We start from the raw sequence: 24,220 nt of genomic DNA, 5'->3' as shown, positions 1-24,220 counted from the left end.
CAAATGGATTAAAGACGTGCTAAAGCACGAGCAAAACGACTTAAACCTTCATCAATATCTTCCTGAGAGATAATCAACGACGGCGTAAAACGCACCACATCTGCACCAGCGACGAGTGCTAAAAGACCTTCTTCACCTGCCAAGGTGACGATGTTTTTTGCTTTGCCTGCATATTCATCTTTAAGAACGCAACCAATCAATAAGCCTTGACCACGAATTTCCTTGAACAAATCATATTCAGCATTCAATTTATTTAATGCATCTACGAAATATTGATGACGTTGTTTCACGCCCTCTAGGACTTCAGGCGTATTGATGAACTCAAATACAGCACCAGCAACAGCACAGGCCAATGGATTACCACCATAGGTTGTACCGTGATCACCCACCGCATACATATTGGCGTATTTATCTGTTGTAATCATGGCACCAATTGGGAAACCACCACCCAATGCTTTTGCGGTGGTTAAAATATCTGGCGTTACCCCTGTATTCATATAAGCGTAGAGCGAACCTGTACGACCAACACCAGTTTGTACTTCATCAAAAATCAGCACTGCACCTTTTTCATCACACAGCGTACGTAGACCTTTTAAGAACTCAAGATCAGCAGGAACAACACCACCCTCACCTTGGATTGGTTCAACAATCACCGCACAGGTATTTTCATTAATCACTGCTTTCGCAGCTTCTAAATCATTGAATGCCGTATGTTCAATCCCTTCAGGCAATGGCGCAAAATCTTGTGAATATTTCGGTTGACCGCCTGCCGTAACCGTAAATAAGGTACGACCGTGAAAAGCATTTTTAAATGCAACGATATTCTTTTTGTTAGGATTGCCACTGAGTAAACCAATTTTTCGAGCCAGTTTTAATGCGGCTTCATTCGCTTCTGCACCCGAGTTACAGAAAAATACTTTATCTGCAAAGGTACTATCCACCAGTTGTTTAGCAAGACGCAAAACCGGTTCATTGGTATAGCCATTGCCAATATGCCAAAGCTTCTGTGCTTGTTCAGTTAAGGCGTTGACTGCAACAGGATGTGCATGTCCTAATGCATTGACGGCAATTCCACCTGCAAAATCAACATATTCTTTATCATTTTGATCCCACAGACGAGAGCCTTCACCACGCACTAAAATGAAATTTGCTGGTGCAAAAACCGGAACCATCCAGTCATTAAAGTTGCTACGTGTAATTGTGACATTACTCATTTTATTTACTCACTTCCTGTTTGATCATTGGGCTGTTTTTAAATATCACAGCCCAGTTTTAAGCTGATGTACTAAATTTATTAACCTGGGAAAATACCGCGCTCTTTACGCGCTTTTAAAATACGCTCACATGCCAAAATATAAGCAGCAGTACGTAAACTACATGCCTTATGCTGTGCGATTTCCCAAACATCTGCCGTTGCTTGAATCATTAATTTATCGAGGCGTTCATTAATTTCATCTTCGGTCCAGAAATAACTCGCCATGTCTTGAACCCATTCGAAATAACTGACGGTCACACCACCAGCGTTACAAATCACATCTGGGACCACGACAATATTTCGTGTGATGAACACATCATCTGCTTCTGGATAGGTTGGACCATTGGCACCTTCCAGTACGATTTTGGCTTTTAGTTTCTGAGCACGCTCAACTGTAATCTGGCCTTCTAATGCCGCAGGAATCAGAATGTCCATATCGACATCCCAGAACTCATCATTCGAAATGATCGTTGCCTCAGCAAATCCCATGACACCACCATGCTCAGTGACATGCTTTTGTAATGCTTTTACATTTAAGCCACCTGCATTAAAAATCGTGCCTGTATGGTCTTGTACACACACCACTTTTGCGCCTGCATGACTAAATAAATAAGCGGCTTCATTACCCACATTACCAAAGCCTTGTACAGCAACTTTGCTGCATTCAATGGTTAAGCCAATACGCTTTGCAACTTCTAAACCAGTCACAAATACACCACGACCTGTCGCACGTACACGACCTAGAGAACCACCTAAATGCACAGGTTTGCCCGTCACTACACCTGTAACTGTATGACCTTTAATACTTGAATAGGTGTCCATCATCCACCCCATAATGTTGGCATTGGTACCAACATCTGGCGCTGGAATATCAATTTGAGGACCAATGATTGGACTGATTTCACTGGTAAAACGGCGAGTTAAACGCTCTAACTCACGCGGGGACAATTCTTTTGGATTGACACGGATACCTCCTTTCGCACCGCCGAATGGGAGATTAAGTACGGCAGTTTTAATGGTCATCCATGCAGATAAGGCCATGACTTCATTGAGTTCAACGTCTTGATGATAACGGATACCACCTTTGCCCGGACCACGAGATAAATTGTGTTGAACACGATAACCTTCGAAATGACGGATCGAACCATCATCCATGACAATAGGAACATCAACGATTAATGTACGCTTAGGCGTTTTCAACGTATTAATAAAATTGCTTAGGTCTGCGTCAAGATATGGCGCCACTCGATCAATTTGAGTGAGATAAGTTTGCCAAGCACCGCTATTTTGATCCGTATATGATAAAGACATCATCTGTTCCTTAATTAATCAATTATCCCTGTTTTTTTACAGATTCCCTTTTTATTTAGGGTTTCCTGCCCTGTCATCCCTGATGCACATTCTGCGCAGCCACATCACGTCAAAAATGTTTTGGGCTTCATATACTGATTATTATTAAGAATCAAATTGATTCACAAAATTGCTTTTAATGATTAAAATGAATTAATTTTTATCAATTTGTACATAGAAAATATCAAAATGAACAATATAGATCATATTATTCTAGGATTACTAAAAGACAATGCGCGTATGTCTATTACCGACTTGGCGGCTAAAGCACGTGTCTCACGAGCAACTGTACAAAAACGTATTGAATACATGGAATCTACTGGTGTGATTACGGGCTATACCATCCGTTTTCGCCCAAATGCTGAAAGGAATGTGATTCGAGCATGGATGAGCATTATGGTCGAAGGCACTAAAGCCCAAGCTGTGATTCGTGAACTACGTTTAGAATCCGCCGTTGAACGCTTACATACCACCAATGGTAAATGGGACATTTTGGTGGAGTTAGAATCTGACAGTTTAATCAACTTCGATAAGGCACTTGAACGTATCCGCAATATTTCAGGGATTTACAATAGTGAAACCAGTATTTTACTTTCTACATATAAAACTTAAGTCCCTATCAAGTGAAAAGCCGCTTGATACGATATGGCATCAAACGGCTTGGTAGCTCCAATGTTAATTTAGACTAAGTTTTTAAATGTGGATTTTCTAAGGGTAGATCCTTTTCTAAATGTTCATCAAAAACATCCGTCAGCATACTGTCATAACGTTTAGCATTGTATTTCAACAACTGTTCTGCCTCTGTGGTATTAATAAAACCGACAGCAACGGCATCTGCAATATGCTCCTCAAATGACAGCCCTTTAAACTGATCTTTGGATTCTGCTTTTTTAAACTTATTCCAAAGCGGTTGTATTGCTAACAACATTTGGAAAGTAGACTCCATACGCCCCATCACGTCGCTTTCATTCATGTTGTAATACACATGTTTTTTCAGCTCTGCTCTAAATGGCGTTTCCTGTAACAGCAATTGAGCCACGTCCTGCTTCAACTGATCAGATGGTTTAGCAATTGGGCGACCAAATGGGAAACATACCAATTTCACCAACTTCGCGGCAATTTTCATTGGGAAGTTATCATAGAATCCGAAAAATGCTTCCTGTGCATTAAACAAGGCTTTATTCAATGCCAATTCAGCATGTTTTTGATCAGACGCTGTACGTTGACCATTTTCATAGTATTTTAAAATCGCTGTCGCAATAAATAGATGCGAGTGGATATCCGCCAAGCGTCCAGAAAGCATTTCTTTACGTTTCAAATCACCAGCTAAAATACCCAATGCCATATCTGCGGTCAGTGCAAAATCAGCACTCATTCGATTGATCACCGCATAATACGGTTTTGAAAAATCGTCAGCTTGCTTAGAGCCTTCACGAGATCCTCCCGTGATAGCAAATGCCACCGCTTTGGCACCACGATTAAAGGTATAAGCCAAATGCTTAAACAACAATGGACTAAATTGTTTAAGTGCCGCCGCTTTATCTTCTGATTGCAACAATTGCAATTCTTCAAACAAGTATGGATGACATCTCATCGAACCTTGACCAAAAATCATCAATGAACGTGTCAAAATATTGGCACCTTCAACCGTGATAGCCACTGGAATAGACTGATAGGTCAACGCAAGGAAGTTACGTGGTCCATGCTGAATTGCACGACCACCGACCACATCCATACCATGATTAATCACTTTTCTCATGGTTTCCGTAGCGTAATACTTCGCCATGGCAGTCATTACTGCTGGCGTTCCACCCTGATTGAGTCCACATGTCACTAGATATCTAAATGATTCCAGCATATAAGCATCACTGGCAATATCACTGGTCGCTTCTTGTACACCCTCAAAATGCCCAACGGAGATTTTAAATTGTTGTCGGATACTCGCAAAAGCACCCACTAAAAGATAACCCATCTCCCCTGCAGCCGTCGCTAATGCAGGCAGTGAAATGCCGCGTCCAACACCGAGACACTCCATCAACATACGCCAGCCTTTACCAGCATTCTCTTGACCACCAATAATCCAGTCAATCGGGATAAAGATATCAGTCCCTTCAACCGTACCATTCATAAAAGGGGCACCGGGATGATGTCTTGCCCCGATTTTAATTCCTTCATGGCTGGACGGAATTAAGGCACACGTAATTCCATATTCAACTTTGTTTTTATCTCCCAACAAGCCATCTGGATCGTAGAGCTTAAATGCCAGACCAATCACGGTTGCTATAGGAGCCAAAGTAATCCAGCGTTTAGAAAAATTCATTTTTAAACCAAGGACTTCTTTACCATCATGGTTTCCATAACACACGATACCTGTATCTGGAATTGCACCTGCGTCAGAACCCGCTTCAGGACTGGTTAAACCAAAACAAGGCACTTCTGTACCGTCAGCTAAGCCCGGCAAATAACGCTGTTTCTGTTCAGTGGTTCCGTAGTGCAACAACAACTCGCCCGGACCCAAAGAGTTAGGGACCATACAGCTTACTGCTGCGGTTAAAGATCGTGACGCAATCTTACTCATAATGCGACTTTGCGCAAAAGCGGAAAACTCTTTACCACCAAATGTTCTTGGAATAATTAAACCAAGAAACCCTTTATCTTTAATAAACTGCCAAACTTCTGGCGGCAAATCTTTTTGGTGATGATGAATTTGCCATTCATCTAGCATTGAACACAGTTGCTCAACTTCATTGTCTAAAAAAGATTGTTCTTCAGTTGAAAGCTTTGGATAAGGATATTGATCAAATTTCTCCCAATCAGGCTCCCCCATAAATAGCTCTTTTTCCCACCAACTGGTACCTGCTTCTAACGCTTCTCTTTCCGTCGTACTCATACTTGGCATCGCATTGGAGAGAAGATTAAATGCGGGGCGACTAATCAGTGCTTCACGTAGTGCAGGAATTAATATCACGATACTCATTAGAATAATCGGTATACCAACCAATAAACTCCACGGTGTAATAAACACAGCACAGATGACTGCAACTGCAACAGAAACGAGACTACCGATTGTTTGATTTAGTTTGAAATAAAATACAGCCCACAACACAGCAAACTGAATCAACAAGCTAAGCAATATCAATAATAGAGTCATGGTTACTCCTTTGCCTTCAACTTGAATTAAGAAGAAATGTGATTAAATATTTATGCTTTACTATATTTTTTAACGTATTAAGTTAAGTGTGAAAAAAGAGTGAATTTTGATTGTACAGTGCGTTTTTTTATTTTCAGGATAAACTACTAAATATTACATAACCGCATAGAGATGAAAGGCTTTGTTGCATAATCATTAACTTTGAGTGCGATTCATTCCAAAATCATATCTTTTTTTAAAACTTTCATAATCAAATCATGATTCTACTATCTGACATCGTTTGGTAGGTATTTGGTAGGTAGGAAAAATTTTCACCCCCTGCATACTAAGCCTACAGTGATGAAATCACTGCATAACAAACAATGGATTATGGAAGAAGGAATCGCTCCATGGCTTTTAAGAATATTGCAGATCAAACTAACGGTTTTTATATCCCTTGCGTCTCACTTTTTGGACCTGGCTGTGCCAAAGAAATTGGAATCAAAGCTCAAAATCTTGGTGCTAAAAAAGCACTCATTGTCACCGACGAAGGATTATTTAAATTTGGTGTGGCGGCAACTATTTCAGAATATTTAAAAAATGCTGGTGTTGATAGCCATATCTTTGCAGGTGCTGAACCAAACCCAACCGATATCAATGTTCACAATGGTGTACAAGCATATAACGACAATGGTTGTGATTTTATTGTTTCTCTCGGCGGCGGCTCTTCACATGATTGCGCCAAAGGCATCGGCTTAGTCACCGCTGGCGGTGGGCATATTCGTGATTATGAAGGTATTGATAAAAGTACCGTGCCAATGACACCACTCATCGCAATCAATACTACAGCAGGAACAGCCTCTGAAATGACCCGTTTCTGTATCATTACCAATACTGACACCCATGTCAAAATGGCAATCGTTGATTGGCGCTGTACGCCGCTGATCGCGATTGATGATCCTAAACTCATGGTCGCTAAACCTGCAGGTTTAACTGCTGCAACTGGGATGGATGCATTAACCCACGCCGTCGAGGCTTATGTTTCTACCGCTGCAAATCCGATTACTGATGCTTGTGCAGAAAAAGCGATTAGTATGATTAGTCAATGGTTACGCCCTGCTGTTGCCAATGGTGAAAATATTGAAGCGCGTGATGCGATGAGTTATGCACAATATTTAGCGGGTATGGCGTTTAACAATGCTTCTCTCGGTTATGTGCATGCAATGGCACATCAACTAGGTGGTTTCTATAATCTTCCACACGGCGTATGTAATGCGGTGCTTTTACCCCATGTTTGCGAATTCAACCTGATTGCTTGCCAAGATCGTTATGCAAAAATTGCAGAATTGATGGGGATCAACACGGAAGGTTTTACTGAAACGGAAGCAGCATACGCCGCAATAGATGCGATTCGAGAACTATCCGCTTCGATTGGTATTCCTTCTGGCTTAACCGAACTTGGTGTGAAAACCGAAGATCTTGCCATCATGGCAGAAAATGCACAAAAAGATGCCTGTATGTTAACCAATCCTCGTAAAGCCACCCACGCTCAAGTGGTTGAGATTTTCAAAGCTGCACTTTAAATTTATTTCCTCTCAAAAGTAAGCCAAAGCACTCCGACGACAGGCTTACTTTTTTGGGAATATCTCTGCAAAGATATTCCCTTTTTTTATTTCAATACTCGTTGAATTAGAATAAGCATCAACTTAACAACTCATATCAATATTTCTTGCTGATGTCTAAACTCTACGGCAACCCATTATTCCAAATAAAATTGAAAAGTTAAGTGCATAAGACACTAGGACAATCCAAAGATATAAATATAATTCACAGCTTATTACATAATAAATCCTATGACTATCAAAGGCCTATTTATTAAATATAATCAGCCATGTTATCTTTAAACTTCCAATTATTAGAGCAGTAAAAGCCAATGAATATCATGTTATTTTTCAACAAGTTTAAAGAGATGAAAACAATCCTTTGGTTGATGGTTTTTGCATTGATAAGTAATACCGCTTTTGCGAATGAGGTCAAAACCGTTGTATTAATCAATAATGTTAATATTTTCAACGGTAAGGATAATAAAATCGTTAAAGGCAATGTATTAATAGAAGGTAATTTAATCAAAAAAATTAGTAACACACCCATCATGACAAATAAGAGTGGTTCTACAAAAATTATAGATGGAAAAGGTCAATATTTAATTCCAGGATTAATTGATAACCATGCTCACCTCATGTTTGAAAGTATTCCTCAACAACAAGCGATCTTGTCTGATTATGCATTCATCAATTTATTTGCTGCACACGCTGCCGAAAAGCAATTATTACGAGGTTTTACTACCGTACGAGATATGGGTGGTGGTGCACTCTCTTTGGCAAAAGCGATAGATCACGGCTTGGTTAATGGTCCTCGAGTTTTTGCGAGTGGTGCTTTTATTTCTCAAACTGGTGGACATGGTGATTTTGGATTCCCTACTGACGTTCCTCGAAAAATAGGAGAACTTTCATATCAAGAACGAAATGGTATGGCTGTAATCGCTGATGGTGCAGATCAAGTTCTCATCCGTTCCCGTGAACAATTACGTCAGGGTGCGACCCAATTAAAGCTCATGGCTGGTGGAGGTGTCTCCTCTAATTATGATCCTTTGGATGTCAGCCAATACACCGAAGCAGAGTTCAAAGCTGCTGTAGATGCTGCTTCAAATTGGGGAACCTATGTAACTGTTCATGCTTATACGCCTCATGCGATTAGAACAGCGATCAACGCAGGTGTAAAATCTATTGAACATGGGCAACTGATCGATGACAAAACTGCCAAACTGATGGCTGAAAAAGGGGTTTGGTGGAGTCTACAACCCTTTTTAGATGATGAGGAAGCGATTCCTTTTCCTGAAGGATCGGCAAATAGAAAAAAACAACTTGAAATGACGAAAGGCACTGATAATGCCTACAATCTTGCGAAAAAATATAATGTGAAATTAGCATGGGGAACAGATTGTCTATTCGATCCTTCTTTGGCGGTAAAGCAAGGCAAGCAACTCGCTAAAATGACAAGATGGTTCTCCCCATATCAAGTCTTAAAAATGGCAACTTATGACAATGCTCAACTCTTATATCTAAGTGGCAAAAGGAATCCTTATCAAGATGGAAAATTGGGAGAAATATCAGAGGGTGCATATGCTGATTTAATACTCGTCAATGGTAATCCACTAGAGAATATTCGATTAGTAGAAGACCCTGAAAACAATTTTAAGATCATTATGAAAGACGGTAAAATATATAAAAATACTATAGAAAGCTCATTTTGATTTGATCGATTAAAAATAGCGAGAACACCAGTCTTTGTTCTCGCTATTTAGATAGCAAAACATTGAGTTTTTTTCGTGATACCTATTTTAAAGCACTATGGAATATAAACAGTCTACTATTCATTCTCATTTCAAGACGAGCAAAGCGAAATAAATGCTTTGAGTTATATTTATCCATCCTTATTTAAAAGCATATAATCGCCTCGATATTAATTTATGAAAACCAATATTTAAGGCATATCTCTAAATTTAGTCAGTGATTGATGTGCAGGATGCTCAGCAGGTAATAATTCCATCAGACGCTCAACTGCGTCGATTGCTTCAGGAAAATGAGCCACATGCTTCAATAGTAAATCCGTTTCTGTGGTTTTAAAAATCGCATCACTCAAACGCGACTCTAAGCAATCTCGCCATGCACATAAAAATGGGCTTTCAGTTTTAGCGAGAAAAACACCTTTATATAACTGTAATGCAGAAGCCACATATCCAGAATCAAGTGCTTGTTCAGCTAAAAGAAAATCTGCTTCTACATCTGCCAATAAACGATATGGTCTTGAACCCAGCATTCCACCTAAGATATCTCTCAGTTGCGACATTTCAGCTTTTAAAGTGCCGATACTCACTTTACGTTCACCATATAAAGCTTGATGCAATTTTTCTAGATTTAAGCCATTTGGACACAATACCAATATTGCCAAAATCTCAATTTGGCGTGGCGTAAGCACCAGTGATTTACCATTAAAGAAAATCTGCGGTGTAGAAAAAGCACGAATGTATAAATGTTGTCGTTGCTGTTCGATCAGTGCCGTTTGAATAATCGAGGCGCAACGTTCGACAGCTAATACGCCTAAACTATTGTGCTTTTTCCATGTAGTCGATAAATCCACTACGCCTAAGACTTGCTTAGAATACGGATCAATGATCGGTGCGGCATAACAAACCCAATCATGAATCGACTCCATATAGTGTTCATTTGAAAACACACAGCTGGATTGTTGCGTTTTAAGTGATAACGCTAAGGCATTGGTACCGACGACCTCCTCTGCCCACTGCCCACCCGCGATAAAATGTACCTTTTCAGCAGCACTTTGCATTTGCGTACTTGAAGCTGTCCATATAATGGTACTTCCAACATCCCCCACAGCGATCACCATCGATGACTGCGCTGCAATATGACTTAACTCGTTAGCACAAGCATTTAAAGCCTTATCCAAACTACTTGAATTTTTCTTATTTTGATTGAGTAAAGGTGCTGCAAGGCGCTCTTTTGGAATTGAAGACGATACAGATCGCTGCCAAGAACTCGCAATACTCTGCTCTAGTTTCTCAGCGCTTTGGGGAGACAAACTATTTTGTTGCTTTAACTGATCAATAGACTGTCTTTGCCGTATTAGCTCTTGTTTTGTAAACATTTGTGTATCCCTCACACTTGAGCATGGTTTCCAACCTTTCTCCAACCTTCACCGATCTATCCTAGTGAAATAGCGTACAAAAGTACCTTATACCAAAGCTGTAGATGCTTAAGATCAATTATAAGCAAAGGAATATTTATATGCGTTACATCGATCCGAATCAACCTAATTCAAAAGTCCAGTTTAAACCACAGTATGAAAATTTCATTGGTGGTCAATGGGTCGCTCCTACTAGAGGAGAATACTTCGATAACGTTTCGCCTGTCGATGGCAAAGTGTTTACAAAGATACCCCGCTCTTCTGTCGAAGACATTGAACTGGCACTAGATGCAGCACACAAAGCTAAAGCAGAATGGAATAAAAGCTCTCCAACATTCCGTTCAAATATCTTACTTAAAATTGCTGATCGCATGGAAGCAAACCTTGAAATGCTTGCGGTGGCAGAGACTTGGGACAATGGAAAACCTGTTCGTGAAACCTTAGCAGCGGATATTCCATTGGCAATTGACCATTTCCGTTACTTTGCAGGGTGTATCCGCGCACAAGAAGGCGGCATTTCAGAAATTGATGAAGATACTATTGCCTATCATTTCCATGAGCCGTTGGGTGTGGTCGGTCAAATTATCCCATGGAACTTCCCGATTTTGATGGCAGCTTGGAAACTTGCTCCTGCGCTTGCGGCAGGAAATTGCGTGGTTTTAAAACCGGCTGAACAAACTCCAGTTGGAATTTTATTGGTTCTCGAACTGATTCAAGATCTTTTACCAGCAGGTGTGTTGAACGTCATCAATGGCTATGGTGCTGAAGTCGGTCGTCCTCTCGCAACCAGTCCTCGTATCGCTAAAATTGCATTTACGGGTTCAACCCAAGTTGGACAGTTGATTATGCAATATGCGACAGAAAATATTATTCCCGTAACGCTCGAACTGGGTGGTAAATCTCCGAATATTTTCTTTGAAGATATTATGGATAAAGAAGATGATTTCTTGGATAAAGCGCTTGAAGGCTTTGCCATGTTTGCCCTAAACCAAGGTGAAGTATGTACCTGCCCATCTCGTGCCTTGGTTCAAGAAAGCATTGCAGATGCATTTTTAGAAAAAGCCATTGAGCGCGTCAAGCGAATCAAGGTAGGACATCCTTTAGATACTGAAACCATGATTGGTGCTCAAGCTTCGCTAGAACAACAAGAGAAAATTTTACGCTGCATCAGTACAGGGCGTGAAGAAGGTGCTGAACTACTGACCGGCGGTAGTGCGAGACAAGAAGTTGGTGAAGGTTTCTATATCGAACCAACAGTGTTTAAAGGTCATAACAGCATGCAAATTTTCCAAGAAGAAATTTTTGGTCCTGTGCTGTCAGTAACGACATTTAAAGACTTTGATGAAGCGATTCAAATCGCAAATGAAACTATCTATGGTCTGGGTGCAGGTGTTTGGGCTCGTTCTGCGCATACATCATATCGTGCAGGTCGCGCGGTAGAAGCAGGTCGTGTATGGACCAACTGCTATCATATTTATCCTGCACATGCGGCATTTGGTGGATATAAAAAATCAGGCATTGGTCGTGAAAACCACCGCATGATGTTAGATCATTATCAACAAACCAAGAATCTTTTGGTGAGCTACTCAACCAAACCTGCTGGATTCTTCTAATTATCCATTTCATTCCTCAAAAAAAGAGCAAATGTTATTTCACATTTGCTCTTTTCATAGGTCAATTATAATTTTCGCCGCCAATTAACTGGTCAAACTGAGTTCCTGTGACCAAGTTGATTTCGGCTGTTGATGTAGATGCCAACACACTTGAGCAATCGATTGCATCAACTTTTGATCCTGATCATCCCATTTTTCTAATGTGCAGTAAGCCACATGAATTCCTTTAGGATGAAACTCTCTTGCCAACGACTGTGATAAGGCTCGAATACTGGCAAACATACTCATCGTCAATAAATCTGCTTTCTTTTCCGCACCCATTGATCTTGCACCAAGGAAAATCACTGTTCCATGTTGCTGTTTAAGCATGTTTGCAATCATAGCTTGCGAAATACTGACTGCATTTAGACCTGTAACTTGCCAATAGTTTTCAATCATTTCAGAAGATACAGTATTGATATGATCAGTACACCCAAACTTCGGCTGGATAATACATAATTCAATCTTATAGCCCTGTTGTTGAATACATTTGACTAAACTTTTTAATGAGCCACTCAGCAAGACATTCAATCGAATAATAGTGCTTTGATTTTCAGAACTGATAATTTTTAAATCGTGCTGAGATGGATCATGTGTCACTTGAAAAATATGCAGTGGATGATCTGAATCAAGATTGATAAAGGCTTGGCTCAACAACTCAATATTTTCACCAAAGACTACCATACAGGGTTGAGCATTTTGTGATGATTTAAATAATCGTCCTAACTTATTCATCTTAGAAGCGCTCCTGATACGGACGTAAATCTAATTCATGTGTCCATAAATCATTGCTCTGCTGATATAACATTAAATAATTATCTGCAATTGCCTCGATATTTAATCCGCCTGTACCACGCGTTAATCTTGCTAAACGTCCAAGTCCAAATAAGGCTTTATTGACCCGATCGCCATCGACCATGCCATCTACGATTACATGCGCAATATGTATATTTTTCGACTTATACAGGCTTGCTAAATTAAGTGCATAAGCACGTAATGCTGATTTACCCATGGTAAAAGCAGCGAAAAACGGTTTACCACGCATTGATGCACTCGCACCTGTGAAAATCAGAGTTCCTTTTTGTTGCTGTTCAAAAATCTTCAAACAAGACTGCGAAACCAAATAAGCAGATAAGAAAGTCGAGCGCCACATTTTTGAGAAAAAGGACAACTGCGTTTTTAAAAACAAGGATGGAATATTGCCACCTACATTATGAGCAACAACTTCTAGCAGTTCATTATTTGCAATGATCATATCGAATAAAGATTGAATCTGTTGATCATTTTCTGCATCTAAACAATAAGCGACAGCACTCCCACCTTGCTCAGCAATCGTTTGAGTCACTACTTGTAATTTATTGAGCGTTCGTCCTACCACATAAACCTTTAACCCCGATTGAGCAAAACGTCGTGATATAGCAGCCCCAATCCCTTGCTCTGCCCCGACTCCAACGACAACAGCGACTCGGGTACTCATATCTGTTTGATCCAAGCAGAAATATTTGAATAGCTGTTAATTTTTGCTCCCCACACTTTACTGGTTCGGACAATCTCTAAAAGCTGTGAAGCAACTGCAATGTCGGCCACTGTTTTTTGCTCCCCGACTAACCAACCCGTAGCACTCAGTACCAGTTCTATACGTTCTAAATGACGAATAAACTCTGCTTCAATATCGGCTTTTGCCATACGTCCGGTACCTTGCATTTTCAGTTGAAAACTGAGTGCGGACTTCAATAAGGGTTTCATCAAAATCACTTCATGCTTCGGACGACCTTGCGCACTGATTGCTACAGCATGATCTAAAGCATCAGCATCACTCACTCGAAAGTGGATCTCATAGAAATACAATAATTCATCTGCCCAGTCTTCCCACAACTCAGCATAAGCTTTTTGTATCGGATCTAGCGGATAAAGACGTGGGAAGTCAGGATAAGTGTCATCCAAATAACGTGCGATACGGGTACTGTCTTGAATCCGCTGTCCATTAATATCCAGTACAGGTACTTTCCCGACCTTACTCAACATTGGAACCTTAGCCCCCAAAACACCGTTATAATTGATGGTTTCAAATTCAATCCCTTTAAATTTCAACATTCTTGCTACTTTTTGACAAAAAGGTGAAATTTCCCACTGATGTAAAGTAACCATTATTTTTCTTTCCTTTGACTTGATGTTTTAATCACGATCAGATTAGTCACGCCGATCAATATACTCAATATAACCACGCCCCTGCGTAGCAACTCCTGATCTACTACCATGCCAGTGATATCCACCAACATAGCCCGTCGCTAGACCAAAAAGCATTGGCGTATCGACAGTAGCATAGATATCGAAAAGTAAGTTTTTATGCTTATCGATGACTTGCCATCTAAATGTTTCAGGCAAACTCATTAAACTGCCATCTTGCCCCTGCGTGGCTTCGGCTTGTAAACTCAAGACTTCAAAATGTACGTCTGCATCTAAATGAACTGCTGTTCCATCTGCTTGTCTTAACATCGCAAATGCTGCAACTGAATGGTCTAAAATAGTGACGTAACCCAACAAGAGCTGTGTGGTTGCATCAATCGTCAAAACTTGATAAGTAAAAAAATCTGCTGGGATCTTCAAGCATTTTGGAATGGTTTTATTCAATGGATAAGCCAATGAAGGTGCTTTCCAATGTTCCCACGTGGCTAAACCTGATACCTTTTGCGTCTGATCCTGATAGGTAATTTCACCCTCATAATTCATCAACAGGCTCATGTGCTGGTAAATCGCGCTGTGAGCAAACCAAGAATTTGCACCTGTGGCTGTAAGCTTTAAATCAACAGCAAAATCCTCCCTACGACTCCGTAATCGAAAATGAGGATACTGTCCAGATATTTCTGCATTCTCACCAAATCTAATTAAATTATGTTGTGGATCGAATTGCATATCGTGCTGAGTCGAATAGCTCGAAAAAGCATTTTTATTTGCTAGCGCAGTACCATGAACCAAAACCGCTGTATTAAGTGGTCCGTCTTTGGGGTCAACATAAGCATCAGCATCCACCACTTTTATTCCAAGCATGCCAAGAATCGAAGCAAAACTTAAAAAGTAATGTGGTGCAGGCAAATCAGCAATCATGATGCCAAAATGAGTGCCTTTAAATGGAAAAGGATTATTAATGGCTTGATAAAAATCTGGACTCGGATACGGAATATTTTGATTCGGACGAGCAACACCCATGATGCGCCCGACACCCTTTGTCAATAAACCGATGGCATGATCTTTAAGCCCATGATTAATTTTACGACTATTTGGCAGCATTCGCCCTGTGATCGTAACGGGAACATCTGATTGAATTTGTTTAGACATCATTTTTATTCTCAATTCATCAAAAACGCTTTATTTCTCTTCGAACAATTACATTGCTAAAATTGAAAAAAGAAGGTTTTTACACCTTCTTTTTTGATTGATTATTTTTGACGAATAATCATATTCGTCGCTGTTGCATGGGCATACAGTTTGCCTTCTTCATCACGAAGATAACCTTCTGAAATCACCAAATTCTTTCCGACATTGATGACCTTACCTTCAGCAATCAACCTTTTATTAAAGGGCATCGGACGGCACATTTTGATCGCTAAATCAGTCGTGCCGTATCCTTCACCTGCTGCAAGCACAGTATGTGTTGCACATCCAGTGACCGAGTCCAATACAGTCGCAGCGAAGCCACCATGCACACCACCTAGTGGATTGGTATGACGTTCATCTGCAGTCGCAATAAAAACAATGCGACCAAACTCAACTTCTCCAACACCGTCCATCCCCATGGTTTTCGCAATACCTGGAGCTGGCACTAAGCCTTGTTGAAATGCTTGCATAAGTTCTAAACCAGTCATATTTGATGGATTCATACCTGTTCCCTATCTGATGAAAAAACTAAAAATATTGTTTAATGAATAAAGGTCGATTGTTCTGGAGACAGACCAATTTTTATTTTGGTTTGCGCCACGATTTCAGATTCATCCGTATCATTCGGATGAAAATCAAAGCGGTAATAATCTAAAAACTTTGGAATAAAAACTTTATATTTTTCTTTACCGTGCTGCATAAATTTACGCCAAGAATTTAAATTAAATAATTGACGGTCACGTTTTAAAAGCACCACCTGATATAGCGACGACATCACCGTAATCATGGCTAAACTAAAGGTGAAAATAGCAATACGAGGAAGATAAGCGGCTAATCCTTTACCATATAAATATTGATACATATCATAGGCTACTGCTTTATGTTCAGTTTCTTCGACACTATGCCATAACCATAAATTGCGTATGGTTTCATCTGTCATTAATTCGTTCACATCTTTCATCATTTCCACCACCAAAACTGCGGTGTAATGTTCAAGACCAACTGTGACCAACAAGTTCCACTTTTTAGGAAAAGTACGTTCAATCGCTTTTAGAACAATACCTGTCATTTTTTCTAATGACTCTGGATCTAAACCATACTGCTGGGCGCTCTGATGAAAGGCGTGATGTTCTTTAGAATGCATCGCCTCCTGACCAATGAAAGCTCCAATATCACGATCAAGCTGCTCATTATTTTTAACCTGAGCTCTTAAAGCCCGAACAGAACGGACGAAATAAGACTCACCTTCTGGAAATAAGGTAGACAAGCCAGTGAAATAATGAGTAAAAGTTGGCTCATTATTACACCAATATTTAGGCATATCCTGAAATTCATAGTCCATTCGACGTACTGGAAATGATGCAGGTGTTTTTTGCTTTGATTTTTCTTTCAACACTGACGACATTGCTGTTCACCTCAACAGTTTTAGCTAAATTCAACAAGTTCCAAAAAAGAACTTATAAGGCAAAATAGCTACGTAGTGTGATCTTGTCAATGTCGTTCATATCTTAAACAAGCAACTTGTCCTGAAATGACAGTCTCATTCCTCAAAAGATAAAAGACTAAAAGCTTTTGTAATAAAGCACCGATCCACTAATCCTGTGTCAATATATTCCATCCCATACGTGGGCCAAACGCAATCAAGGTTTTAATTAATCCCTTAATGGCTTTGGGTTGCTGACCACTGCTAATACGGCGAAATTGAGCCGCATGCCAAGCCAGTTGTAGATATGCATCTACAGGTTTATAGCCAAGATGGGGAATTATTGCTGGTTCTTTTACAGACGTTCCTGCCAACAGTTGTTTGGCTAAATCGGGTTGCAACGCAAATGGTCGTGCCAAACCAATCAAATCCACCGTCCCTTCAGCCACAATCCGATTCATCAGGTCAGCATCACGTAACCCTCCTGTGAGCATCAAAGGCAATTGACTGTTTTTACGTAATGCAGTTGCATAGTCAAGAAAGTAGGCATCTCTTTGTGCTTGGCGTTCTGGTGCATAACCAAGCTGCGCAGGCGATTCGTAGTTACCTCCTGAAACTTCGAGTAAATCAATTGCTTCTGCCTCTAATGCCAAGGCGATTTGTAATGATTCCTCTTGAGTCAAACCGCCTTTTTGAAAATCAGCCGAGTTTAATTTGACACTTAAGATTTTATTTTTACCAATTGCAGCTCGCACAGCGCGAACAGTTTCAATTAACATTCGTCGTCTGTTTTCAGGATTTCCACCCCATTGATCAGTACGAACGTTGGATAAAGGTGATAAAAATTGTGATAACAAGTAGCCATGTGCGGCATGGATTTGCACGCCATCAAAACCTGCTTTTATTGCTAATGCAGCGGTATTGGCAAAACGTTGAATCTGCTCCAAAATTTCTGTTTCACTCATTGCACGCGGCATACGAAGCAGCCTCATCATGGGTAAATCCAAGCCAACTGCGGAAGGTGCAATCGGTTTTTTTAGCAAGGGTAAAACGGCAACTCGACCAGGATGATTAATTTGCATAATGATCTTGCTGCCATTCGCCTGTGCAGCTTGTGCCCACAATCTATTTGCCTGTAAGAATTTTTCATCTTCGAGGACAACATTTCTGGGTTCAACAAAGGCACGATGATCGATCATGACATTGCCTGTGATTAACAGCCCTGTACCACCTCTCGCCCATGCAGCATAAAGTTGTTGCAGGTCAATGGTTGGCGAACCATGTCGATCAGCCAACTGTTCACTCATCGCTGATTTTGCAATTCGGTTTGGAATGCTGATACCACACGCCAATTTAAGTGGTTGTTGCAAAGGGCTAAGCGTTTGCGTTTGTGATTTTTTCATCGAATAGACCTATTTATAAAATGATGACTAAGCTTAAATAATTTGATATTTGCGTTTTAACTGTTCAGCCATCACTCGGTTATCGTGTTGCCATGGATGGAAGTCGAGCGCAAAAAAATCGAAATAATCTTGGCTGATTTGACGTACAAGTCCGTTTCGCCCAAATAAAAAACGTAAACCTACATTCCAATTTTTCAAATTTGTGCTTTGTCCAGAATGCTTCAATAACTCTAGCGTGCCCCTACTGGTAATGAACATAAAGAAAAATGTAGTTTCCAGCATGACCAATCTTAAAAAATAAGGACGATTGACCAAGGATTGATAAACATCAAAAGCCACTGCTTTGTGCTCAGTTTCCTCAATGGCATGCCATGCCCAAATTTTGCGTAAACACGTATCAAATTTATCTAAATCTAGAGTATTTTTACTGATGAAGTAATCCGCCATTATTGCAGTGAGATGTTCCATACAAACGGTTGAAGCCAATTGATGTGAATGACTAAAAGTCTGTTGCATCATCTTATTCATTTTCTTGAAACGCTTATAAATTCGATCAATCGGATAACCACGTTTTCGCATCAAATCATTTAACTGATCATGCTCTTTGCCGTGATGTGCTTCCTGACCAATAAATGCCCTGACCTGTTTTGATAAAATTGGATCTTCGATCTGCGATTGATAGTTACGTACACTATGAATGAATTGCCGCTCTCCATCTGGAAAAGCACTGGACAAAGCCGCTAAAAAGCAGGTTAAAAATGCATTGTTTGCAAACCAAAACTCTGGAATTTCATCTGAGAAAGTTAAATCTAAACGCCTAACTGGAAAGTCGATACTTGCCGAAATCTGCTGAGGCGTTGGTTTTAAGCCTCTAGGATTGATCGTATTTGTAAACATCGCTGATCCTCACTCTATAAAACACGTGGATTAAACTGACGCATCAGAAAAAGTGGTGTTCTAAAACGTGGAATTTGAATTGGTGGAATTAAATCACCAGATAAATCGCAACGGTGAATACGTGCGTCAACGACCTCACCCAAGCCCATTTCATGCAACGGATCGTGCTCTGTACCTGTATAGCGTAACTTCATTTCGACTCGGCGTACCTCAATCGGATGCTCTTTAGGTGTGAATCGAACTTCTCTAGGTAATGCCAAACCCAAACCGCCCGTGATATTACGATGAGGCAAGCCTAAAATCGGTGGCGCATGAGCAATAACATCTCCAAGCTTTGCATTCATTTCAATGAGTGTCGTACCACGACGAGAGGCTTTTGCGAGAATACGAGTGCCATCATTTTCCCAAGCAATTTCGCCTATTTTTTTGGGATAACCCAATAGCTCACGTCCGATAATCATGGCGCGATCATCATTCAAAATCATCCACGGGCAAAAAATGCCTATTTTATTACCCACCTGAATATGTACGAATAAACCTGCTTCATGGTAAGCCCCTGTATATACATTTTCTGGAAAGTAAGCACAGAACAAATCTGCTCTGGCAGGTTGTGCCAATTTCACCCCTGATGGCAGCCAGCGTGCCATTTTCTTTTGATCAACTTCCACGACAGCCGTCAGGTATTGGGCATTGTGATAGAGTTTTTTGCCGAGGTTTGCCAAACCAATCGGTGTACTCAAATCATGGATTAGTTGTCTCATGCTTTTAACCTCGAAAATAATTGTTTTAATATCGGTAATAAAATGATGCGTGGCGTATATCGGCCTCCCAAAGTTTGTGCTTGGGCAATCAATCCCGGAATCACAATTCTTCGATTACATGCCATCCCTTGAATCGCTTCTTTGGCAACACGCTCTGCTGTCACCCATACTAGACTTCCGCCTATACCATCAATGTTTGAGATACCTGCAACCTCATTGAACCCTGTGATCGTGGGACCCGGAGCTAACAATGTACAAGTCACACCTGTTCCGTTTAACTCGCTATGTAAAGATTCAGCAAATGAATTTGCAAAGGCTTTTGTCGCTGCATACGTTGCATTTGCAGGCGTTGGTTGATGGCCTGAGGTAGAACCAACAATCAGAATCGCCCCACTTCGGCGTTGAATCATGTGAGGAAGTACAGCCAATGTTAAATCCTGTACGGCAACGACATTCACCTCGGTTTCCTCTCGTTCACGATCAGCATCCAATTCATGCAATCGACCAAAAGTGGCAAACCCTGCGTTATTACAGAGAATGGAAATATCCATTTTTTCTAATTCTTTTCGAAAGATAGTTCTTTGTTCACGATCAGCTAGATCACATGGTCGTAAGTTGACTTCTACTTGATATTTCTCGCACAAAGCCGTAGCAAGTAGCTCTAATTTATCCACTCGTCTTGCAACTAAAATTAATGAATAACCACGTGCTGCGAATTGCTTGGCAAGTTCTTCACCGATTCCAGATGAAGCACCCGTTATCACTACAGGAGAATCTTTTAATGGACGAGGTAAGCTCATTAGCAATACTCAAATCAATACAATAATCTGAGTATCCAAGATCTAAAACTTGAGCGTGAGATGCAGTTCAGACATACTACTAATCATTTTCGGCCAACGAATAAATAAAAATGAAAGATCCTTATGGACTGTCAAAAGCCAGTATTCCTATCTCCTATGCCCATTTATTACTCGAGATCATGGTCGAAAAAGGATTTTCTGCATCCGAGATTTTGCATCTCAGTAAAATACCTGTAACGCTACTCAAGCAATTAGATGCTCGTATCACACCTATGCAATGGTCAAAACTGGCATGGGTCAGTCTGACACTGGCGAAAGATCTGGGGTTAGGATACGAATATGGATTAAAACTTAGACTGACTGCACATGGCCCAATGGGATATGCATTGATGAGTAGTTCGTCATTGCGCAATGCCATAGAACTTGCAACCCAGTTTTTTAATATGCGATTAAAAGACTATAAAATTGATTTTTATGAAGAAAACCAAAAATCAATTATTAAAATACAACAAACCCACCCTGTTGTCAGCCAACATCCTGAACAAGCTGAAATATTAAGACGCTTTTTCTATGAATGTTTGATGATCGGTGTTGTTCAAACAGCTCAAGCCTTAGCCGAACATGATTTATCTAATGTGGAACTTCAGGTTGACTGGTCTGAACCTATTTATCATCAAGATTTTTTATCACAATTACCCAAAGTACGTTTCAATCAAGCAAAAAACCAAATTTGTTATTCTTCTGAGACCATAGATTTGCCTACAAAAATGGCGGATCAAAGTGCATTTCTATCGGCATTAGCCCAGTGCGAAGCTGAACAAATCCGCTTTTCAGCACAAATTCAAGATATTGCTTTGCGCGTCCGAGCAGAATTAGTATTGACACCTCATAAAGGCTATCCATCTTTAGATTTGGTTGCACAACGTTTGCATATGTCTAATCGGACATTAAGAAGACATCTCAACGAGATTGGCGCTTCTTATCTCAGTTTGTTAGATGAAGTAAAATATAAAGAAGCGACAAGGCTTTTACTGAGCAGTGATATGGAAATACAAGAAATTGCGCTGTATTTAGGATATATCCAACCTGCTAATTTTGCCCGTGCCTTTAAAAAATGGAGTGGTATGTCCCCTATTCAATTTCGGAAGCAAACACCATAACGCCATTTCTAACCACTAGAGAAGACATAAATTTAAATCAACTCAACCGAGCCTGTATGTTGAGCAACAAACCTAATCTAAATTTAGCATTGCGACTTGAAAAATAAAACACAGGAACAATATAGAGGTATAAGCGCATATTTTGCTCGATGGTTAGAAATTAAGATTTAAATTTTAATGATCTATGCTATGATTGCGCTGTACTTTGGGGGTGTCTCTGGCTTCGACGCTGGTGATGAAACTCATAGATGCATGCCGAGAGCGCATTTTCTCTCGTAAATAAAATTTGCATTTTAATAGTCGCAAACGACGAAACTTACGCTCTAGCTGCCTAAGGGCAGCTTGTCCGCTTCCTAGAATACTTGTGGTCTAGGAACCCGACCGAAGCGCACGCACACAAGTCCGTATAGAGTCAAGCCTCGGGGCTTTATACCAAACTTAGAGGATCGCACTTTGTACCCTGTTCGTCGGGTCACTAGGTGTTAAAACAATAGACGATATCTAAGCATGTAGTATTCTCGAGTGTAGTGCTGGCGGACGCGGGTTCGACTCCCGCCACCTCCACCAAAATACCTAGCTTGGTATAACTGAATATAAGGTTATATGAAGCGGAAAGGCTTAAACTGTAATGGTTTAAGCCTTTTTTCTTGCCAAAAATTTTATGAATAAATTTCAACGACAGAATATGGCGCATTGATAACTTAATATAAAGATATATGGCTGAGTATAATTTATAATCATTCTGTTAAGTCTAGGTTAGCTCCCAAAAGTCTGATACCCAATCAGATTGACTTAACTATTTTATTGGGATGCTGTGGGAGGCAGGCTTTGAGAAAAATAATTAGATCAAGCGATTTACTACCGCCATTATTTTGTATTGAAAAATACATAAATATGGATAAAGTTTCCGCACATACATGGTTCTATTTACTGGAAACTCGTTTCATGATTCATCATGAAATACTTGAGGGCAGAGGTTTAGACTTCTGGACTGGTAAAGATGTATTAAATAATGATGAAGAACAAGAAGCTATAACACTACTTCTTGATCATTTTTTTAAAAATCCTTTAAACCCTTATTTATCAATAAATTATAAAAAACAAAATGGTGAAATTATTTGTATTCAAATAGGTTCTAATGAGAACAATAGTTTTATGAGAAGCCACTTGCCTGTATCAGAATTTTATGCAAGTGACTTTGATTTACTGCATTCAATGGTAAATCGTGGAGGTGGGGATTTTACTGACAAAGATGATCTGCCTATTCTAGAAGTAGTTGAGCCTTTATATTCAGAAGATTATATCTTTGTTGATTACCCTATCACAATAAACCCTTGCTATCCCGACCATGTGCTTATTGATGAGTTCAAAAAAATGCTTATTAAAATTAGAAGTAAAAGGTCAAAAGATACTTCAAAATATAAGTCAATTTCGTATAAAGATTTAGTCAATTGGGCATCTTACAAGTTACTTCCTTATTTAGATTTAAAGTTATTAGAAATTTATAAGGGTATAAAAATAACTAATCCAGTAATTTGTTCAATTCTTTATCCAAAGGGAGAGTACGGTGAAGATAATCTGCGTAAAAGTGTAGAGCCATTGAGGCAAAAATTATTAACTCAGATCGGTTTTGATGGTGCTGATGGAATAACCGAAGTCAGCATCTTGGATGGCTTATGTTATTTAGCATTTCATGAAAAAAATCAAATGGAAAAATAAAGCCTTTAAAATTTCCGTAAAAAAATAATACTAATAATTTACGGAATATTTTTCCTAAACCTCATTCCTTTAACGTTATATAAAACAAAAACATACTAAGCCCCATAAACCAATATATGAGGGCTTATAAATGCAACCTATCCGAGTAACCTACAACCAAGCATGTGAATTACTAAGTATCAAGCGAGATGCTTTGCGACTACTGGTACAGCAAGACACAACTTTTCCACGTCCTATCAAATATGGCAGTAACCGCCAGTCCCCAGTGTATTTCGACTATGCCGATCTATTAGCATGGCATAATCTACAGGAGATAAAAAATTTAAATACCCAATCCCCTCTTTCGGAACTAATCAGAATTATTTGCAAAATTTATGCTTACTCAGCAAAACAAGAAGCGTATGAAGAATTAAATCTTTTGCACTTGCAAGCAAAAATTCAGAAAGCAATTGGGTCATTTCACGGTAAAGGTTTAAATCAACATAAATCTACAATGAAATATTTAAATCAAAAAATATCGAAATATGAGGA

Annotated in this window: 20 protein-coding genes, 1 other RNA gene and 1 pseudogene; 8 read left to right on the top strand and 14 right to left on the bottom strand. The window is 39.8% G+C overall.

The genetic code is table 11. The annotated features are described in order from the left end of the window. Positions 1–8 precede the first annotated feature (8 nt). Together F927_RS03960 and F927_RS03955 are read right to left on the bottom strand one after the other, a co-directional pair. Entirely contained in the window at positions 9–1,214 is a 1,206-nt protein-coding gene (locus tag F927_RS03960) for an aspartate aminotransferase family protein (RefSeq protein ID WP_005081660.1), read from the bottom strand. Between the two features lie 80 nt (positions 1,215–1,294). Further along, positions 1,295–2,569, bottom strand: a complete 1,275-nt coding sequence (locus F927_RS03955; RefSeq protein WP_026057294.1) for a Glu/Leu/Phe/Val family dehydrogenase — start codon at positions 2,567–2,569, stop codon at positions 1,295–1,297. Between the two features lie 225 nt (positions 2,570–2,794). Between F927_RS03955 and F927_RS03950 the strand changes: the two genes are divergently transcribed. After that, complete coding sequence (locus F927_RS03950) at positions 2,795–3,217, top strand: Lrp/AsnC family transcriptional regulator (protein WP_004638267.1); 423 nt, start codon at positions 2,795–2,797, stop codon at positions 3,215–3,217. A 73-nt stretch (positions 3,218–3,290) separates the two neighbouring features. Here F927_RS03950 and F927_RS03945 read toward each other — a convergent pair whose 3' ends face one another. Then, positions 3,291–5,756 (bottom strand): acyl-CoA dehydrogenase, encoded by a 2,466-nt coding sequence (locus F927_RS03945; RefSeq protein WP_005081655.1) that lies wholly within the window; start codon positions 5,754–5,756, stop codon positions 3,291–3,293. A 389-nt stretch (positions 5,757–6,145) separates the two neighbouring features. Between F927_RS03945 and mdh the strand changes: the two genes are divergently transcribed. Then, entirely contained in the window at positions 6,146–7,318 is a 1,173-nt protein-coding gene (gene mdh, locus F927_RS03940) for an iron-dependent methanol dehydrogenase (protein WP_004638265.1), read from the top strand. 350 nt (positions 7,319–7,668) lie between these two features. Continuing rightward, a complete protein-coding gene (locus tag F927_RS03935) occupies positions 7,669–9,048 on the top strand; it encodes a metal-dependent hydrolase family protein (protein WP_005081653.1) in 1,380 nt (459 codons plus the stop codon). A 230-nt stretch (positions 9,049–9,278) separates the two neighbouring features. On the opposite strand, the gene F927_RS03930 is transcribed toward F927_RS03935, so the two are convergent. Then, positions 9,279–10,460: a helix-turn-helix domain-containing protein gene (locus F927_RS03930; RefSeq protein WP_005081650.1), complete on the bottom strand. Its 1,182-nt coding sequence runs from the start codon at positions 10,458–10,460 to the stop codon at positions 9,279–9,281. A 140-nt stretch (positions 10,461–10,600) separates the two neighbouring features. On the opposite strand from F927_RS03930, the gene exaC reads away from it, so the two are divergent. Further along, positions 10,601–12,112 (top strand): acetaldehyde dehydrogenase ExaC, encoded by a 1,512-nt coding sequence (gene exaC, locus F927_RS03925; protein ID WP_005081647.1) that lies wholly within the window; start codon positions 10,601–10,603, stop codon positions 12,110–12,112. Positions 12,113–12,196: 84 nt separating this feature from the next. On the opposite strand, the gene F927_RS03920 is transcribed toward exaC, so the two are convergent. The 10 genes from F927_RS03920 to F927_RS03875 form a co-directional block, all read right to left on the bottom strand. Continuing rightward, on the bottom strand, positions 12,197–12,886 hold the full coding sequence (locus F927_RS03920) for a Rossmann-fold NAD(P)-binding domain-containing protein (RefSeq protein ID WP_005081642.1): 690 nt from the start codon (positions 12,884–12,886) through the stop codon (positions 12,197–12,199). 1 nt (position 12,887) lies between these two features. After that, a complete protein-coding gene (locus tag F927_RS03915) occupies positions 12,888–13,628 on the bottom strand; it encodes an SDR family NAD(P)-dependent oxidoreductase (protein ID WP_005081639.1) in 741 nt (246 codons plus the stop codon). Continuing rightward, complete coding sequence (locus F927_RS03910; RefSeq protein WP_005081636.1) at positions 13,625–14,299, bottom strand: glutathione S-transferase family protein; 675 nt, start codon at positions 14,297–14,299, stop codon at positions 13,625–13,627. The genes F927_RS03915 and F927_RS03910 overlap by 4 nt, the downstream gene beginning before the upstream one ends. 42 nt (positions 14,300–14,341) lie before the next feature. Further along, positions 14,342–15,490: a DUF6670 family protein gene (locus F927_RS03905; protein ID WP_017394609.1), complete on the bottom strand. Its 1,149-nt coding sequence runs from the start codon at positions 15,488–15,490 to the stop codon at positions 14,342–14,344. Positions 15,491–15,588: 98 nt separating this feature from the next. Continuing rightward, positions 15,589–16,029 (bottom strand): PaaI family thioesterase, encoded by a 441-nt coding sequence (locus F927_RS03900; protein WP_005081631.1) that lies wholly within the window; start codon positions 16,027–16,029, stop codon positions 15,589–15,591. 38 nt (positions 16,030–16,067) lie between these two features. Further along, positions 16,068–16,931 carry a metal-dependent hydrolase gene (locus F927_RS03895; RefSeq protein WP_005081628.1) on the bottom strand — a complete coding sequence of 288 codons (864 nt, stop codon included), beginning with the start codon at positions 16,929–16,931 and terminating at the stop codon, positions 16,068–16,070. Positions 16,932–17,119: 188 nt separating this feature from the next. After that, positions 17,120–18,352, bottom strand: coding sequence for an NADH:flavin oxidoreductase/NADH oxidase family protein (locus F927_RS03890; RefSeq protein WP_005081623.1), 1,233 nt, complete (start codon positions 18,350–18,352; stop codon positions 17,120–17,122). 33 nt (positions 18,353–18,385) lie between these two features. Further along, positions 18,386–19,249, bottom strand: a complete 864-nt coding sequence (locus F927_RS03885) for a metal-dependent hydrolase (RefSeq protein ID WP_005081620.1) — start codon at positions 19,247–19,249, stop codon at positions 18,386–18,388. A 14-nt stretch (positions 19,250–19,263) separates the two neighbouring features. Further along, a complete protein-coding gene (locus F927_RS03880) occupies positions 19,264–20,010 on the bottom strand; it encodes an acetoacetate decarboxylase family protein (protein ID WP_005081618.1) in 747 nt (248 codons plus the stop codon). Further along, the gene (locus F927_RS03875) at positions 20,007–20,810 is read right to left on the bottom strand and encodes an SDR family NAD(P)-dependent oxidoreductase (RefSeq protein WP_005081617.1); all 804 of its coding nucleotides are present in this window, start codon (positions 20,808–20,810) and stop codon (positions 20,007–20,009) included. The genes F927_RS03880 and F927_RS03875 overlap by 4 nt, the downstream gene beginning before the upstream one ends. Positions 20,811–20,920: 110 nt before the next feature. Here F927_RS03875 and F927_RS03870 point away from each other — a divergent pair, with 110 nt between their 5' ends. The 4 genes and pseudogenes from F927_RS03870 to F927_RS17420 all read left to right on the top strand — a co-directional run. Beyond that, entirely contained in the window at positions 20,921–21,970 is a 1,050-nt protein-coding gene (locus F927_RS03870) for an AraC family transcriptional regulator (RefSeq protein WP_005081615.1), read from the top strand. Positions 21,971–22,177: 207 nt separating this feature from the next. Next, positions 22,178–22,537, top strand: a transfer-messenger RNA (tmRNA) gene (gene ssrA / locus F927_RS16760). Between the two features lie 261 nt (positions 22,538–22,798). After that, positions 22,799–23,689 (top strand): DUF6387 family protein, encoded by an 891-nt coding sequence (locus F927_RS03865; RefSeq protein WP_020846257.1) that lies wholly within the window; start codon positions 22,799–22,801, stop codon positions 23,687–23,689. A 130-nt stretch (positions 23,690–23,819) separates the two neighbouring features. Continuing rightward, positions 23,820–24,002 (top strand): annotated as a pseudogene (locus tag F927_RS17420) (helix-turn-helix transcriptional regulator); the annotation flags it as partial. Positions 24,003–24,220 lie beyond the last annotated feature (218 nt).

It is taken from the genome of Acinetobacter haemolyticus CIP 64.3 = MTCC 9819 (genome assembly GCF_000369065.1).
Classification (GTDB): domain Bacteria; phylum Pseudomonadota; class Gammaproteobacteria; order Pseudomonadales; family Moraxellaceae; genus Acinetobacter; species Acinetobacter haemolyticus.
This window is presented reverse-complemented; position numbering and strand designations above follow the sequence as displayed.

What these genes read in the sequence shown, in the direction of transcription:
- F927_RS03960 (WP_005081660.1), bottom strand. Translation starts at nt 1,214, where the DNA reads ATGAGTAATGTCACAATTACACGTAGCAACTTTAATGACTGGATGGTT.
- F927_RS03955 (WP_026057294.1), bottom strand. Translation starts at nt 2,569, where the DNA reads ATGATGTCTTTATCATATACGGATCAAAATAGCGGTGCTTGGCAAACT.
- F927_RS03950 (WP_004638267.1), top strand. Translation starts at nt 2,795, where the DNA reads ATGAACAATATAGATCATATTATTCTAGGATTACTAAAAGACAATGCG.
- F927_RS03945 (WP_005081655.1), bottom strand. Translation starts at nt 5,756, where the DNA reads ATGACTCTATTATTGATATTGCTTAGCTTGTTGATTCAGTTTGCTGTG.
- mdh (WP_004638265.1), top strand. Translation starts at nt 6,146, where the DNA reads ATGGCTTTTAAGAATATTGCAGATCAAACTAACGGTTTTTATATCCCT.
- F927_RS03935 (WP_005081653.1), top strand. Translation starts at nt 7,669, where the DNA reads ATGAATATCATGTTATTTTTCAACAAGTTTAAAGAGATGAAAACAATC.
- F927_RS03930 (WP_005081650.1), bottom strand. Translation starts at nt 10,460, where the DNA reads ATGTTTACAAAACAAGAGCTAATACGGCAAAGACAGTCTATTGATCAG.
- exaC (WP_005081647.1), top strand. Translation starts at nt 10,601, where the DNA reads ATGCGTTACATCGATCCGAATCAACCTAATTCAAAAGTCCAGTTTAAA.
- F927_RS03920 (WP_005081642.1), bottom strand. Translation starts at nt 12,886, where the DNA reads ATGAATAAGTTAGGACGATTATTTAAATCATCACAAAATGCTCAACCC.
- F927_RS03915 (WP_005081639.1), bottom strand. Translation starts at nt 13,628, where the DNA reads ATGAGTACCCGAGTCGCTGTTGTCGTTGGAGTCGGGGCAGAGCAAGGG.
- F927_RS03910 (WP_005081636.1), bottom strand. Translation starts at nt 14,299, where the DNA reads ATGGTTACTTTACATCAGTGGGAAATTTCACCTTTTTGTCAAAAAGTA.
- F927_RS03905 (WP_017394609.1), bottom strand. Translation starts at nt 15,490, where the DNA reads ATGATGTCTAAACAAATTCAATCAGATGTTCCCGTTACGATCACAGGG.
- F927_RS03900 (WP_005081631.1), bottom strand. Translation starts at nt 16,029, where the DNA reads ATGAATCCATCAAATATGACTGGTTTAGAACTTATGCAAGCATTTCAA.
- F927_RS03895 (WP_005081628.1), bottom strand. Translation starts at nt 16,931, where the DNA reads ATGTCGTCAGTGTTGAAAGAAAAATCAAAGCAAAAAACACCTGCATCA.
- F927_RS03890 (WP_005081623.1), bottom strand. Translation starts at nt 18,352, where the DNA reads ATGAAAAAATCACAAACGCAAACGCTTAGCCCTTTGCAACAACCACTT.
- F927_RS03885 (WP_005081620.1), bottom strand. Translation starts at nt 19,249, where the DNA reads ATGTTTACAAATACGATCAATCCTAGAGGCTTAAAACCAACGCCTCAG.
- F927_RS03880 (WP_005081618.1), bottom strand. Translation starts at nt 20,010, where the DNA reads ATGAGACAACTAATCCATGATTTGAGTACACCGATTGGTTTGGCAAAC.
- F927_RS03875 (WP_005081617.1), bottom strand. Translation starts at nt 20,810, where the DNA reads ATGAGCTTACCTCGTCCATTAAAAGATTCTCCTGTAGTGATAACGGGT.
- F927_RS03870 (WP_005081615.1), top strand. Translation starts at nt 20,921, where the DNA reads ATGAAAGATCCTTATGGACTGTCAAAAGCCAGTATTCCTATCTCCTAT.